The sequence below is a fragment of the Hydrogenophaga sp. T66 genome (assembly GCF_057219855.1).
Genome location: NZ_JBXVVX010000001.1, coordinates 955,997 through 969,895 on the forward strand (window position 1 = coordinate 955,997; position 13,899 = coordinate 969,895).

Annotated in this window: 12 protein-coding genes, 1 tRNA gene and 1 riboswitch; of the genes, 5 read left to right on the top strand and 8 right to left on the bottom strand. The window is 69.9% G+C overall.

The window, feature by feature from the left end; translation table 11 throughout:
• Positions 1 to 24: 24 nt before the first annotated feature.
• Positions 25 to 1,017: a Bug family tripartite tricarboxylate transporter substrate binding protein gene (locus AC2D80_RS04475; RefSeq protein ID WP_484631773.1), complete on the top strand. Its 993-nt coding sequence runs from the start codon at positions 25 to 27 to the stop codon at positions 1,015 to 1,017.
• A 15-nt stretch (positions 1,018 to 1,032) separates the two neighbouring features.
• Here AC2D80_RS04475 and AC2D80_RS04480 read toward each other — a convergent pair whose 3' ends face one another.
• On the bottom strand, positions 1,033 to 1,587 hold the full coding sequence (locus tag AC2D80_RS04480) for a LuxR C-terminal-related transcriptional regulator (protein ID WP_484631774.1): 555 nt from the start codon (positions 1,585 to 1,587) through the stop codon (positions 1,033 to 1,035).
• A gap of 84 nt (positions 1,588 to 1,671) precedes the next feature.
• Between AC2D80_RS04480 and AC2D80_RS04485 the strand changes: the two genes are divergently transcribed.
• The 3 genes from AC2D80_RS04485 (at position 1,672) to AC2D80_RS04495 (ending at position 3,828) form a co-directional block, all read left to right on the top strand.
• Positions 1,672 to 2,379: a CoA transferase subunit A gene (locus AC2D80_RS04485; RefSeq protein ID WP_484631775.1), complete on the top strand. Its 708-nt coding sequence runs from the start codon at positions 1,672 to 1,674 to the stop codon at positions 2,377 to 2,379.
• A gap of 32 nt (positions 2,380 to 2,411) precedes the next feature.
• Complete coding sequence (locus AC2D80_RS04490) at positions 2,412 to 3,050, top strand: 3-oxoacid CoA-transferase subunit B (RefSeq protein ID WP_484631776.1); 639 nt, start codon at positions 2,412 to 2,414, stop codon at positions 3,048 to 3,050.
• Between the two features lie 29 nt (positions 3,051 to 3,079).
• Positions 3,080 to 3,259, top strand: a riboswitch (yybP-ykoY riboswitch).
• A gap of 2 nt (positions 3,260 to 3,261) precedes the next feature.
• Positions 3,262 to 3,828, top strand: coding sequence for a TMEM165/GDT1 family protein (locus AC2D80_RS04495; protein ID WP_484631777.1), 567 nt, complete (start codon positions 3,262 to 3,264; stop codon positions 3,826 to 3,828).
• Between the two features lie 70 nt (positions 3,829 to 3,898).
• On the opposite strand, the gene AC2D80_RS04500 is transcribed toward AC2D80_RS04495, so the two are convergent.
• From AC2D80_RS04500 to AC2D80_RS04510, 3 genes are all read right to left on the bottom strand, one after another.
• Positions 3,899 to 3,972, bottom strand: a tRNA-Gly gene (locus tag AC2D80_RS04500).
• A gap of 31 nt (positions 3,973 to 4,003) precedes the next feature.
• Complete coding sequence (locus tag AC2D80_RS04505) at positions 4,004 to 5,608, bottom strand: gamma-glutamyltransferase family protein (protein WP_484631778.1); 1,605 nt, start codon at positions 5,606 to 5,608, stop codon at positions 4,004 to 4,006.
• Positions 5,609 to 5,727: 119 nt separating this feature from the next.
• A complete protein-coding gene (locus tag AC2D80_RS04510) occupies positions 5,728 to 7,206 on the bottom strand; it encodes an NAD-dependent succinate-semialdehyde dehydrogenase (protein WP_484631779.1) in 1,479 nt (492 codons plus the stop codon).
• A 216-nt stretch (positions 7,207 to 7,422) separates the two neighbouring features.
• Between AC2D80_RS04510 and alaS the strand changes: the two genes are divergently transcribed.
• The gene (alaS, locus tag AC2D80_RS04515; RefSeq protein WP_484631780.1) at positions 7,423 to 10,050 is read left to right on the top strand and encodes an alanine--tRNA ligase; all 2,628 of its coding nucleotides are present in this window, start codon (positions 7,423 to 7,425) and stop codon (positions 10,048 to 10,050) included.
• Positions 10,051 to 10,092: 42 nt separating this feature from the next.
• On the opposite strand, the gene AC2D80_RS04520 is transcribed toward alaS, so the two are convergent.
• The 4 genes from AC2D80_RS04520 to AC2D80_RS04535 are packed head-to-tail and all read right to left on the bottom strand — an operon-like array spanning position 10,093 to position 13,831.
• Entirely contained in the window at positions 10,093 to 11,037 is a 945-nt protein-coding gene (locus tag AC2D80_RS04520) for a pseudouridine synthase (RefSeq protein ID WP_484631781.1), read from the bottom strand.
• Between the two features lie 10 nt (positions 11,038 to 11,047).
• On the bottom strand, positions 11,048 to 11,776 hold the full coding sequence (trmB, locus tag AC2D80_RS04525; protein ID WP_484631782.1) for a tRNA (guanosine(46)-N7)-methyltransferase TrmB: 729 nt from the start codon (positions 11,774 to 11,776) through the stop codon (positions 11,048 to 11,050).
• Positions 11,773 to 12,714, bottom strand: a complete 942-nt coding sequence (gene gluQRS, locus AC2D80_RS04530; RefSeq protein WP_484631783.1) for a tRNA glutamyl-Q(34) synthetase GluQRS — start codon at positions 12,712 to 12,714, stop codon at positions 11,773 to 11,775. The genes trmB and gluQRS overlap by 4 nt, the downstream gene beginning before the upstream one ends.
• Before the next feature lie 28 nt (positions 12,715 to 12,742).
• Complete coding sequence (locus AC2D80_RS04535) at positions 12,743 to 13,831, bottom strand: NAD(P)/FAD-dependent oxidoreductase (protein ID WP_484631784.1); 1,089 nt, start codon at positions 13,829 to 13,831, stop codon at positions 12,743 to 12,745.
• Between the last annotated feature and the right edge of the window lie 68 nt (positions 13,832 to 13,899).

The following is a 13,899-nucleotide window of genomic DNA, read 5'->3' on the forward strand; positions in this document are numbered from 1 at the left end:
ATCGACAACCCCCGGAGCACCGCCATGAAAAAACCGTTTCTGTCTTCGTCGTCCGCTGGGTGGTCCCGCCGCGGCCTGTTGGCGGCCCTGCTGGTCGCCGCGCTGGGCGCTGCCCACGCCCAGACCGGGCCGACCACCCGCGTGCTGGTCGGCTTCCCGCCCGGCGGCGGCACCGACGCCATCGCCCGCATCCTGGCCGAGCGGCTCAAGGACGAACTGGGTCACCCGGTGGTGGTGGACAACCGGCCGGGCGCTGGCGGCCAGCTCGCGGCCCAGGCGCTGAAGGCCGCCGCACCCGACGGCCAGACCGTGTTCCTCAGCCACGACCACAGCGTGTCCATCCTGCCCATGACGATGAAGGCGCCCGGCTTTGATCCGGCCAAGGACTTCTTGCCAGTGGCCGGCTTTGCGACCTTTGTCAACGCGGTTGCCTTGTCGGGCGGCACGCCCGCCAAGGATCTCAAGGCCTGGGTCGATGGCGTGAAAGCCGCCGGCGGCAAGAGCACGGTCGGCATTCCCGCCCCCGCGTCCACCCCGCAGTTCGCCGTGCAGATGCTGGCCAAGCACCATGGGCTCGATCTGGTGGCCGCGCCCTACCGTGGCAGCGCGCCGATGATGGCCGACATGCTGGGCAACCAGATCCCGGCTGGCGTGGGTTCGGTGCCCGACTTCATCGAGAACCACAAGGCCGGCAAGCTGCGGGTGGTCGCCGTGATGGGCACCCAGCGGCAGGCCGCGCTGCCCGACGTGCCGACGCTGGCGGAGCTGGGCCTGAAGGGCTTTGAGGAAGTGCCGTACTACGGCGTGTTCGCCCCGGCCGGCACGCCGGCCGCGGCGGTGGACCGCCTCGGCCAGGCGATCCGCAAGGTGATTGCGCAGCCCGACGTGCGCGACAAGCTGTCCGGCATGGGCCTGACGGTCGGCTACATGACCGGCGCCGAACTTGGCAAGCGCGAAGCGGCCTACCGGGCCGTGTGGGCGCGCATCATCCAGGACAGCGGCTTCCAGCCGCAGTGAGCCCCCGGCGGGCGTTCAACCCGCCAGCAGCCGGTTGACCAGTTCGGGCGTGCTGTGGGCGCGGTACTTGCGCATGAGCCGCGCGCGGTGCACCTCCACCGTGCGGTGGCTGATGGCCAGCAACCTGCCGATCTGCTTGCTGGTCAGGCCGTCCATCAGCAGGGCGGCGACTTCGCGTTCGCGGGCGGTCAGTTCCGCGCGCACCGGGCGCCGTGCGCTCAGATCCTCGAAACTCCAGATGCCGGCGGCGTGGGGCGCGCTGCGGTCGACCGCGCGGCCCGTCACGTGGCACCAGAAGGTCTCACCGGCGTGGCGTCCGCCCACGCGTTTCATGATCCGGTCGTCGGCGTACGTACCGCTCTTGCCGAGCACCGGCGCCATGCGCGCGCCAAGCCGCTCGTACTCGTCGGCGCTGGGGTAGAGCAGCTGGAAGCTCTGGCCGACCAGCTGCTCGCGGGTGGCGCCAAACATCTCGCACAGGGCCTGGTTGCAGTCGACCATGGTCCGGTCGCGGGACAGCGCCAGCCCCACCGGGGCGATGTCGAAAGCGAGGCGGTAGTCGATGTCCATGCGGGTTGGTCTTTACGCAATCCTACGTAACGCGCTACGTAGTATCGTTGCGGTTTTCCCCGAGTCCCCTCAGGAGCCCTCACCGTGAACAAGATCTTCCCGAGCGCGGCCGCCGCGCTCCAAGGCGTGGTTGCCGATGGCCAGCTCATGGCCGTGGGTGGCTTTGGCCTGTGCGGCATTCCCGAAGCCCTGATCGACGCGCTGCGCGACAGCGGCGTGAAGAACCTGACCGTGATTTCCAACAACGCCGGCGTGGACGGCTTCGGCCTGGGCAAGCTGCTGGAAACGCGTCAGATCAAGAAGATGATCAGCAGCTACGTGGGCGAAAACAAGGAGTTTGAGCGCCAGTACCTTGCCGGTGAGCTGGAGCTGGAGTTCACGCCACAGGGCACGCTGGCCGAGAAGCTGCGCGCCGGCGGTGCGGGCATCCCGGCCTTTTTCACCAAGACCGGCGTGGGCACCATCGTGGCCGAGGGCAAGGAGCTGCGCGAGTTCGACGGCGAAACCTACGTGATGGAGCGCTCGCTCGTGCCCGCGGTGTCCCTGGTCAAGGCCCACCGCGCTGACCGCAGCGGCAACCTGCAGTTCCGCTACACCGCGCGCAACTTCAACCCGGCCGCCGCCATGGCCGGACGGGTGTGCATCGTGGAGGTGGAAGAGATCGTCGAAAACGGCGACATCCATCCCGACCAGGTGCATCTGCCGGGCATTTACGTGCACCGCATCGTGCACAACCCCACGCCCGAGAAACGCATCGAAAAGCGCACGATCACGGAGAAGGCGGGCGTCTGAGCCCGCCGCCCACCGACACGCAGGAGAACACCATGCCCTGGACCCAAGACCAGATGGCCGCGCGCGCGGCCCACGAACTCGAGGATGGCTTCTACGTCAACCTCGGCATCGGCATCCCCACGCTCGTGGCCAACCACGTGCCCACCACCAAGGAAGTGTGGCTGCAGAGCGAGAACGGGATGCTCGGGATCGGCCCCTTCCCGATGGAAGACGAGGTCGACGCCGACCTCATCAACGCCGGCAAGCAGACGGTGACCACCATCAAGGGCTCGTCGATCTTCGGCAGCGAGCAGTCCTTCGCCATGATCCGCGGCGGCAAGATCAACCTCTCCATCCTGGGCGCGATGCAGGTCAGCGAGAAGGGCGATCTGGCCAACTGGATGATTCCCGGCAAGATGGTCAAGGGCATGGGCGGTGCCATGGACCTGGTGGCGGGCGTGGGGCGTGTCATCGTGCTGATGGAGCACGTGGCCCGCAAGAAAGACGGCACCGAGGACCTGAAGATCCTGCCGGCCTGCACGCTGCCGCTGACCGGCGTGGGCGTGGTGGACCGGATCATCACCGACCTGGGCGTGATGGACGTGACGCCCGCTGGCCTGAAGCTGGTCGAGCTGGCGCCGGGCGTGACCCGCGAATTCATCCAGTCCAAGACCGGCGTCACGCTGGTCTGAGTCTGATGGGGGCGGGGGTATACTGCCCTCACCCTGTCATTGGGGAGTAGCCGCCCGGCGCCTCGCGCGCCGGGGCCCGCGTCAACAGACTTGGCCCTCCAGCCATGGCGCAGGCAGCGTCCCGCCTGGCAAGACCTTTGACCGCTTCGCCTCCGACCGCGCCGGGGAGGCGCAGCGGTCATTGCGTTTCTGCCGGCCGTTGGAGTGTTTCTTGGAAGCTTTTCTGCTGTCCACCGGCATCGTCGCCCTGGCCGAAATGGGCGACAAAACCCAGCTGCTGTCCCTCGTCCTGGCCTCGCGCTTCAAGCGGCCATGGCCGATCGTCGCCGGCATCTTGGTGGCCACGGTGCTCAATCACGCGCTTGCTGGCGCGGCCGGCGCGTGGGTGATGGCCGCCGTGGGGCCGGACACGATGCGCTGGATCCTGGGCGTGTCGTTCATTGCCATGGCGGTCTGGATGCTCATCCCCGACCGGCTGGACGATGACGACGTCAACCCCGTGCGCAGCCTGGGGGTGTTCGCCGCCACCACTTGGGCGTTTTTCCTTGCCGAGATGGGTGACAAGACCCAGATCGCCACCGTCGCGCTGGGGGCCCAGTACGAACCGCTGGTGGCCGTGGTGATCGGCACGACGCTGGGCATGATGCTGGCGAACGCGCCGGTGGTCTTTTTCGGCGACGCCATCACCCGCCGCGTGCCGATCCGGTGGGTCCACGCGGTGGCAGCCCTGATCTTTGCGGTGCTGGGCGTGTTGGCGCTGCTTGGCGTGGGGATGTGAGCGCGCTCACGGCGACGCCTGGGCACAAAAAAGCCTCCGAGGCGGAGGCTGGCGATCAGGCGGGGGAGTGTGGAGCGGGTGAAGGGAATCGAACCCTCGTATGAAGCTTGGGAAGCTGCCGTTCTACCATTGAACTACACCCGCGTGGCCGCCATTGTAGTGCGGTCGCGGGCGCTCAGAATCCCACCGCCTGACCGTCGCGGCGTGAGTCGCTGGCGGCGACGAAGCCGTCGGCGAGGTCGTCGCTCAGGCGGGCGATGAACTGGCCGCTGCCGAAGTCGAGGTAGGTGTCGGCGGCGGGTTCGAAGCGGTGGCCCAGCGCTTTGAGGCCCTCGCGCAGGGCGGGTGACATGGTGGGTTCGAAATCCACGTCGAGGCCCTGGCCCCACTTCCAGCGCGGCGCGTCGCAGGCGGCCTGCGGCTGCTGGCCGTGCACCAGCATGCGCACCAGCGTCTGCACATGGCCTTGCGGTTGCATGTTGGCGCCCATGACGCCGAAGGCCATCACGGGCGCGCCGTCCCGGCTGAGGAAGCCGGGGATGATGGTGTGGAACGGCCGCTTGCCCGGCGCCACCTGATTGGGGTGGCCGTCCTGCAGGGTGAAGCCGTGGCCGCGGTTTTGCAGGCTCACGCCCCACCCCGGCACCACCACGCCACTGCCGAAACCGAGGTAGTTGCTCTGGATGAAGCTGACCATGCGCCCCTGGGCGTCGGCGGCGGTGAGGTACACGGTGCCGCCCTGGGGCGGGCGGCCGGGACCGGGATCGATGGCGCGTGTCGGGTCGATCAGGCGTGCGCGCTCGCGCAGGTAGGCGGGGTCGAGCAGGTCGGCCGCGCGCACCTCGGTCATGAAGCGTTCGTCGCCGACCCAGCGGTAGGTGTCGGCGAAGGCGAGCTTGATGGCTTCGATCTGACAGTGCGTGCCTTCCACGCTGTCGGGCCCGAAGCGGCCGATGTCCAGCTGCTCCAGCATGCCCAGCGCCATCAGCGCGGCGATGCCCTGACCGTTGGGCGGCAGCTGGTGCACGGTGTGACCGGCAAAGTCCACCGAGATCGGATCGACCCACAGCGGTTGGTGGGCCGCGAGGTCACTGGCGCGCAATTGGGCGCCGTGTTCGCGGGCGAAGGACTCGATGGCCTGGGCAATCTCGCCGCGGTAGAAGGCCTCACCCCGGGTCTCGGCGATCGCGCGCAACGCCCGCGCGGCGGACGGAAAGGCGAAGCGTTCGCCGGGCCGCGGCGCCCGTCCGCGGGGCAGGAACGCGTCGGCGAAGCCGGGCTGGTTCTGCAGGAGCGGGACGGCCCGCGCCCACTTGTCCGCGATCACCGGGGCCACGGCGTGGCCCGCCTCGGCCAGTTCGATCGCCGGCGCCAGCAGGTCGGCAAACGGCAGGGCGCCCAGGCGCTCCGACAGCGCCACCCAGCCCGACACCGCGCCCGGCACGGTGACCGCGTCGAAGCCGCGCAGCGGGATCTGGCCGTGTTTGCGTCGGAAGTAATCGGCGCTCCAGCCGGCCGGCGCCTGCCCCGACGCGTTGAGGCCGTGCAGGCGCTCGCCGTCCCACACGATGGCGAAGTTGTCGCTCCCCAGGCCGTTGGAGCAGGGCTCCACCACCGTGAGCGCCGCCGCCGCGGCAATCGCGGCGTCCACCGCGTTGCCGCCCTTGAGCAGCATGCGCAAGCCCGCCTGCGCGGCCAGCGGTTGCGAGGTCGCCACCGCGTTGCGCGCCATCAGCGGGGCGCGCGAGACCGGGTAAGGGTTGTGCCAGTGATACTGCATGGGAACAAGACGTGGCGGTGGAGGACTGGCCCCCAGGCGAGGGCTGCGCGGATCCGGCTCCGCCGGTCCGCAGCAGCCGCCCCCCGGGGGGTGACGGCCGCAGGCCGGCGCGGGGGGGATCACTTCAACACATCACCGACGCACAGGTACTTGATCTCCACGTAGTCGTCCATGCCGTGGTGCGAGCCTTCACGGCCCAGACCAGACTGCTTCACGCCGCCGAAGGGCACGTGCTCGGTCGCGAGAATGCCGACGTTGATGCCGACCATGCCGTACTCCAGCGCTTCGCCCACGCGGAAGATGCGGCCCACGTCGCGGCTGTAGAAGTAGCTGGCCAGGCCGAACTCGGTGTTGTTGGCGGCCTCGATGGCTTCCTGCTCGGTGTCGAACTTGAACACCGGCGCCAGCGGGCCGAAGGTCTCCTCGCGGGCGCACAGCATGTCGCCCGTGGCATTGGCCACCACCGTGGGCTCGAAGAACTGGCCCTGCAGTTTCTGGCCGCCAGTGACCACGCGGCCGCCCTTGGCCACCGCGTCCGCCACGTGGCGCTGAACCTTTTCCACCGCGGCGTCCTCGATCAGCGGACCCTGCACCACGCCCGGCTCGAAGCCATTGCCCACCTTGAAGGCCTTGACCTTGGCAGCGAACTTTTCGACGAACTGGTCGTACACCCCGGCCTGCACATAGAAGCGGTTGGCACACACGCAGGTCTGGCCGGCGTTGCGGTACTTGCTGGCCAGCGCGCCTTCCACGGCCGAGTCGATGTCGGCGTCGTCGAACACGATGAACGGCGCGTTGCCACCGAGTTCCAGGCTGAGCTTCTTCACCGTCGGCGCGCTTTGCGCCATCAGGATGCGCCCGACCTCGGTGGAGCCGGTGAAGGACAGGTGGCGCACCACGTCGCTGGCGCAGAGCACCTTGCCGATCGCGATGCTGTGGGACGCGTCGGCGCTGAGGATGTTGATCACGCCCGCCGGGATGCCGGCGCGCACCGCCAGTTCGGCCGCGGCCAGCGCCGTCAGCGGGGTCAGTTCGGCCGGTTTGATGATCACCGGGCAACCGGCGGCCAGGGCAGGCGCCACCTTGCGGGTGATCATCGCCAGCGGGAAGTTCCACGGCGTGATCGCCGCGCACACGCCGATCGGCTGTTTGAGCACCAGCAGGCGGCGGTTGTTGTCGAAGGTCGGCAGGGTTTCGCCGTTGACGCGCTTGGCTTCTTCCGCAAACCACTCCACGAAGCTCGCGCCATAGGCGATCTCGCCCTTGGCCTCCGCGTACGGCTTGCCTTGCTCGGCGGTCAAGATGCGCGCGAGGTCGTCCTGGTTCGCCATCAGCAGGTTGAACCACTGGCGCAGGATGATGGCGCGCTCCTTGGCCGTCTTGTTGCGCCAGGCGGGCCAGGCCGCGTTGGCGGCGTCGATCGCCGTCTGGGCCTCGGCCGGGCCGAGGTTGGCCACGTCGGCCAGTTTCTGGCCCGTGGCCGGGTCCAGCACGTCGAAGCGGCTGCCGCCCGCGAGCCATTGGCCATTGACCAGGCCGTCGGTCTTGAGCAGGGTGGGGTCGTTCAGCAGGGCCAGGGGGGAGGTTTTCATGTCCATGGGTTGTCTCCGGGGCAGGGCGTGGGGGCTGGCTTGTCCATCCAGGCCGATGGGGCACGGGGCCGCAGCCAAGCCCGACAGAATAGCCCTTTGCCCCCGACCCCGCAGTGCCGGTGGTGACGCGCCCGGACGGACCACCCGCGGGTGTTGGAAAATAATGGGTTTCCAGCCCGCTGTGGGCCCGGACCCCGACACACGACCCTCGCCAAGGCCACCATGACCCGCCCCGTTTCCGTCGCCGACATCCGCAAGAGCTTTCTGGACTTTTTCGCCTCCAAAGGCCACACCGTGGTGGCGTCCAGCCCGCTGGTGCCGGGCAACGACCCGACGCTGATGTTCACCAACTCGGGCATGGTCCAGTTCAAGGACGTGTTCCTGGGCACCGACAAGCGCAACTACGTGCGCGCCGCCTCGGTGCAGGCCTGCCTGCGCGCCGGCGGCAAGCACAACGACCTCGAGAACGTGGGCTACACCGCCCGCCACCACACCTTCTTCGAGATGCTGGGCAACTGGAGCTTTGGCGATTACTTCAAGCGCGAGAGCCTGAAGTGGGGCTGGGAGCTGCTGACCGAGGTCTACAAGCTGCCGAAAGAGCGCCTGCTGGCCACTGTCTACATCGACGACGACGAGGCCTTCGACATCTGGACGAAGGAAATCGGCCTGCCGCCCGAGCGCGTGATCCGCATCGGCGACAACAAGGGCGGCAAATACAAGAGCGACAACTTCTGGATGATGGCCGACACCGGCCCCTGCGGCCCCTGCTCGGAGATCTTCTACGACCACGGCCCGCACATCCCCGGCGGCCCCCCGGGCAGCCCCGACGAAGACGGCGACCGCTTCATCGAGATCTGGAACCACGTGTTCATGCAGTTCAACATGAAGGAAGACGGCTCGGTCGAACCGCTGCCAGCGCCTTGCGTGGACACCGGCATGGGTCTGGAGCGGCTGGCGGCCATCCTGCAGCACGTGCACAGCAACTACGAGATCGACATCTTCGACCGCCTGATCAAGGCCGCCGCCCGCGAGACCGGCTGCACCGACCTGAACAGCCCGTCCCTGCGTGTGATCGCCGACCACCTGCGCGCCACCGCCTTTCTGGTCAGCGACGGTGTGATCCCCAGCAACGAAGGCCGCGGCTATGTGCAGCGCCGCATCGTGCGCCGCGCCATCCGCCACGGCTACAAGCTCGGCCGCAAGGCGCCGTTCTTCCACAAGCTGGTGCCCGACCTGGTGGCCCTGATGGGCGAGGCCTACCCCAACCTGGCCGCGCAGGCCGCGCGCATCACGGACGTGCTCAAGGCGGAAGAGGAGCGCTTTTACGAAACGCTGGCCAACGGCATGGAAATCCTCGACGCGGCGCTCGGCGCCGGCGAGACCAGCCTGGCCGGCGACGTCGCCTTCAAGCTGCACGACACCTATGGCTTCCCGCTGGACCTCACGAACGACGTCTGCCGCGAGCGCGGCGTGAGCGTGGACGAGGCCGGTTTCCACGCCGCCATGGAGCGCCAGAAGTCGCAGGCCCGCGCGGCCGGCAAGTTCAAGATGGACCGCGCGCTCGAATACACCGGCGCGGGCAACACCTTCGTGGGCTACGAGCACCTCGAAGCGCCGGCCAAGGTGGTGGCGCTGTACCGCGACGGCACGCCCGTGGCCCAGCTCGGCGCCGGCCAGAGCGGGGTGGTCGTGCTCGACACCACGCCGTTCTACGCCGAGAGCGGCGGTCAGGTGGGCGATGAGGGCGAGATCGTCGCGGGTTCGGCCCGTTTTGACGTGGCCGACACCCAGAAGATCAAGGCCGACGTGTTCGGCCACCACGGCGAGATCACGGCCGGCACGCTGGCCGTCGGCGACACCGTCACCGCGCGCGTCAACACGACCCGCCGCGCCGCCACGGTGCGCAACCACAGCGCCACCCACCTGATGCACAAGGCCCTGCGCGAGGTGCTGGGCAGCCACGTGCAGCAGAAGGGCTCGCTGGTCGATGCGCAGAAGACTCGATTCGACTTTACCCACAACGCTCCGCTTACGGCCGAACAGATCCAATTGGTCGAAGCTAAGGTCAACGCCGAGATCATCAAAAATGCCAAGACCGTTGCACGCGTGATGGATATTGAGGCGGCAAAGGAAACTGGTGCCGTGATGTTGTTCGGTGAAAAGTACGGCGATACGGTCCGTGTGCTCGATATCGGCAGTAGCCGAGAGCTATGTGGCGGTACGCACGTGGACCGGACCGGCGATATCGGCGTCTTCAAGATTTACTCTGAGTCTGGTGTTGCCGCTGGGGTGAGGCGTGTTGAAGCTACGACTGGAGCTAACGCTCTCGCGATGATCGATAACCAACTGGGGGAATTCAGCTCAGTCGCTGGCTTGCTTCGCGCTCCAAGCGGTGGAGGTGCCGTATTCGCTGCAGTCGAGGCCTTGATCCTGGAGAAGCGGCTGCTGGAGCGCGAGATCGCCGCGCTCAAAGGCAAGCTGGCCTCCAGCCAGGGCGACGAGCTGATGGCGCGGGCGGTCGACGTCAAGGGCCTGAAGGTGCTGGCCGCGACGCTGGACGGCGCCGACGCGAAGACCCTGCGCGAGACGCTGGACAAGCTCAAGGACAAGCTCAAGAGCGCGGCCATCGTGCTGGCGGCGGTGGACGGCGGCAAGGTCCAGCTCGCCGCCGGCGTGACCGCCGACCGCACCGGGCAGGTCAAAGCCGGGGAGCTGGTCAACTTCGTCGCCCAGCAGGTCGGCGGCAAGGGCGGCGGCAAGCCCGACATGGCCATGGCCGGCGGGACCGACGCCAGTGGTCTGGCGCAGGCGCTGGCGTCCGTGCCGGGCTGGGTGGCCGACCGGGTCTGAAGGCCCCTGGTCTGACCGCCGGACTGGCCGCAGCGCGGGGGCTCAGCCCTCGGGCGGCGCGTCCGGCCAGTCGAGCGCGAGGCCGCTCGTGAAGTGGCGCGGCTCGCCCGTCACCGGGTCGGTGAACCCGATCGCCTGCGCGAGCAGACGCAGCGGCGTGTGGTGGTCGTCGGGGTCGTCGGGGCCACGGCGCACCCGCGGGTAGAACTGGTCGCCCGCGATCGGCAGACCCAGCCCGAGCAGGTGCACACGCAGCTGGTGCCGCTTGCCCGTCAGCGGCGTGAGCCGGTAGCGCGCCCAGGGCCCATGCGCCTCCAAGGGCTCGATGAGGGTCTCGCTGTTGGGCGGTCCGTCGGTCTCGACCATGCGGAAGAAGGCCTCCACGTCTTCCTCCAGGCGCGTGCGCCGCACCACCGGCCACGCCCGCGCCTCATCGCGTGGCGCGATGGCCTCGTACACCTTGTGCACCGCCCGGTCGCGGAACAGCGCGTGGTAGGCATTGCGGTCCGCGGGCCGGCGGTTGAAGACCACCAGGCCCCGGGTTTCGCGGTCGATGCGGTGCAGCGGGTTGAGGTCGGGCTCGCCGGTGTGGCGCTTGAGCCAGGCCATCAGGCTGTGGCGGGCGTAGCGCCCGCCGGGCGTGACTGGCCAGAAGGCTGGCTTGTCGACCACCAGCAGGCGATCGTCCGCAAACCGCACCACCGGCTCGCCGGGCGGCTGTGGCTCGTTGTCCACCGCGCGCCAGTAGTACAGCCGCTCGCCGGCCTCGCAGGGGCGGGTGGCGTTCACCGGCTGCGCGCTGTCATCGACCACCAGACCGGCGCTCAGGCGCGCGGCCCAGGCGCCGCGGTCGAGGGCGGGCAGCCGCTCGGCGAGGAAATCAAGCACGCTGGCCCAGGGCATGGGCTTGCGGTGCGGCACCGCGACACAGCTCGGCGACACGCCGTCGCGCGTGGGGATGGCCGGGTTCTTGGGCCGGTGCGCCATGCGCGCGCCGTCAGACCCGCGCCCAGACCAGGTCCCACACGCCGTGACCCAGCTTGAGTCCGCGGTTCTCGAACTTGGTCAGCGGTCGGTAATCGGGCTTGGGCGCGAAACCGCCGAGCGCGTCGGGCGCGGTGTTGCGCAGCAGCGGTTCGGCGCGCAGCACCTCGGCCATCTGCTCGGCGTACGGTTGCCAGTCGGTGGCCAGGTGGAGATAGCCGCCGGGCTTGAGCGTGCGAGCCAGCCGGTTGACGAAGGGTCCCTGGATCAGACGGCGCTTGTGGTGGCGGGTCTTGTGCCAGGGGTCGGGGAAGAAGATGTGCACGCCGTCCAGACTGCCCTCGGTGAGCATGTGGTCCATGACTTCCACCGCGTCGTGTCGCACGATGCGGATGTTGGTCAGGCCGTGGTCGCCGCAGAGCTTGAGCAGCGCGCCCACGCCGGGTTCGTGGACTTCGCAGCAGAGGAAGTTGTCCTGCGGCCGCACGCCGGCGATGTGGGCGGTGGCGTTGCCCATGCCGAAGCCGATCTCCAGGATCAGCGGCGCCGCACGTCCGAAGGCGGCGGTGGCGTCCAGCCGCTCGGGCCGGTAGGGCAGCAGGAAGCGCGGCCCCCAGACCTCGTAGGCGCGGGCCTGTCCGGCGGTGGTGCGTCCGGCGCGCAGCACGTAGCTTTTCACCTGACGCAGGTGTTCGACGTCGGCGGGCGGGGTGCGGGGCTGGGCGTGGCGCGGGTCGGTCATGGTGTGGGCTCGGGGCGGGGCGCCGGATTGTAGGCGCGGCCCGCGCGGGCGGCCCAGGCGCTGGCCCAGCGGCCCACCCAGCCGGCCAGCGCCTCCGCGGGGGTCGCGGCGCTGGTCGCGGGCAGGCCCAGCACGGCCGCCGCCGCGCTCAGGGCGGCCACCGGGTCGTCCAGTTGCAGCGGCGCGGCGCCGTTCTGCTTGCTGAGTTTCTCGCCCTGGGGGCCCATCACGAGCGGGGTGTGGTGGTAGGCGGGGGTGGGCAGGCCGAGGGCGCGCTGCAGCAGGATCTGGCGCGGCGTGTTGTCGGCCAGGTCCTCGCCGCGCACGACATGCGTGATGCCCTGCGCGGCGTCGTCCACCACCACCGCCAGCTGGTAGGCCCACAGGCCGTCGGCGCGCCGGACCACGAAATCGCCCACCGCGGCGGCCACGTCCTGCGTCTGCGGGCCGAGTCGGGCGTCGGACCAGTCCACCTGGGTCGCGCCCGGCGTGTTGGCCGAGTTGGGCAGCCGAAAGCGCCAGGCCCGCGCGGGCCGGCCGTGCAGGCCGTCGCGGCAGGTGCCGGGGTAGGGCAGACCTTGGTGCCGCTCGCGTGGCACGCCGCGGGCGGTCCATGCGGCCTCGATGTCTTGCCGCGAGCAGGCGCAGGGGTAGGCATCGCCCTGGGCCATCAGGTGGTCGAGCGCAGCCTGGTAGGCGGCGCCGCGGGCCGACTGCCAGAGCACCGGCTCGTCGCTCAACAGGCCGCAGGCGGCGAGCTGGGCCAGGATGGTGCGGTCGGCGCCGGGGACGCAACGCGGCGTGTCCACGTCTTCGAGGCGGACCAGCCAGGCGCCGCCGTGGGCGCGGGCGTCGAGCCAGCTGGCCAGGGCGGCGACCAGCGAGCCCGCGTGCAGCGGGCCGGTGGGGGAGGGCGCGAAGCGGCCGCGGTAGCGCATGCGGGCGTGGGCGCCGCCGGGCGCGGGGTCAGGCCAGGGCGAGGGCGAGTTCGAGGCCGGAGACGAAGCCGTCCTCCACGCGGTGGCCCAGGCACCAGTCGCCGCACAGGCCGATGCCGAGGTCGGCGTCGAGCAGGTGGCTGCGGCCCAGGGGGGTCTGGGTCTGCGCGTAGCGCCAGCGGTGGACGACCGCGTGCGGGGGCGTGGCGCGGATGCCGGTGATTTCGGCGAAGCCCTTGAGCAGCTTGGCCTTCACGCGTTCGGCGTCGTCCTCCAGGTGCTTGGCCGACCAGACCGGGCTGGCCTGCACGGTCCAGCGCTCGATCGGGTCGCGCGCGGGTTTGCTCGATTCGCGGGTGAGCCAGCAGATGCGGTGGTGCGTGCTGCGCGCGGCGTTCCATTGCGGGCCGATGTGGCTGAGCCCGGGCTGCATGGCCTGCGGGAAGGCGACCATCAGCGTCCAGCAGGGCGCCACGTGCACCGAGGCGAGCGCCGCGCGCAGCGCGGCCGCCAGACCGCTGGCCAGCAGCAGGTCGTGCGCCTGCGGGTGCGGAATGGCCAGCACGACCTGGTCGAAGCCGCCCAGCACGCGCTGGCCGCCCTCGGCGTCTTCGGCGCGCAGCTGCCACTGGGTGGGGTGCAGGGCGTCGCGTTCGATGTGGGTCACGCGCAGTTGCAACAGCGCCTGCGCGGGCGGGTTGCCGTGCTGGGCGGGGTTGAGCAGCGGCTGGGCCCACAGCTGCACGAGGCCGTTCATGCCCGGCGTGGCCACGAAGTGCGGTTCGGTCGGCGGCGGCGCGCTGGCCAGCACATGGCCGAGCTCGTCGAGCACGCGCACCGTGCTGGCGCTCCAGGGCCGCACGACGCTGGTGGCGGTGGTGCGCAGGGCCAGCTCGAAGCGCGGATCGCGCACGGTGAAGTACTGCGCGCCGTGGTCGAAGCCGCCGAACTCGGTGCGGCGCGTGGACATGCGCCCGCCCAAGCCGCGGCTCTTTTCAATCAGCGTGACCCGGTGGCCGGCTTGCAGCAGGGTGCGCGCGGCGGTGACGCCGGCGATGCCGGCGCCGATGATGGCGATGTGGCGGGAGGAGGCGGTGGCGGTGCGTCGGGCGGGCATGGCGGGTCGCTCGCGGGTTGGGGGTATCCGGGTTCGGAGACCGTGGGGAGTATGGGGGGAATGTAGCA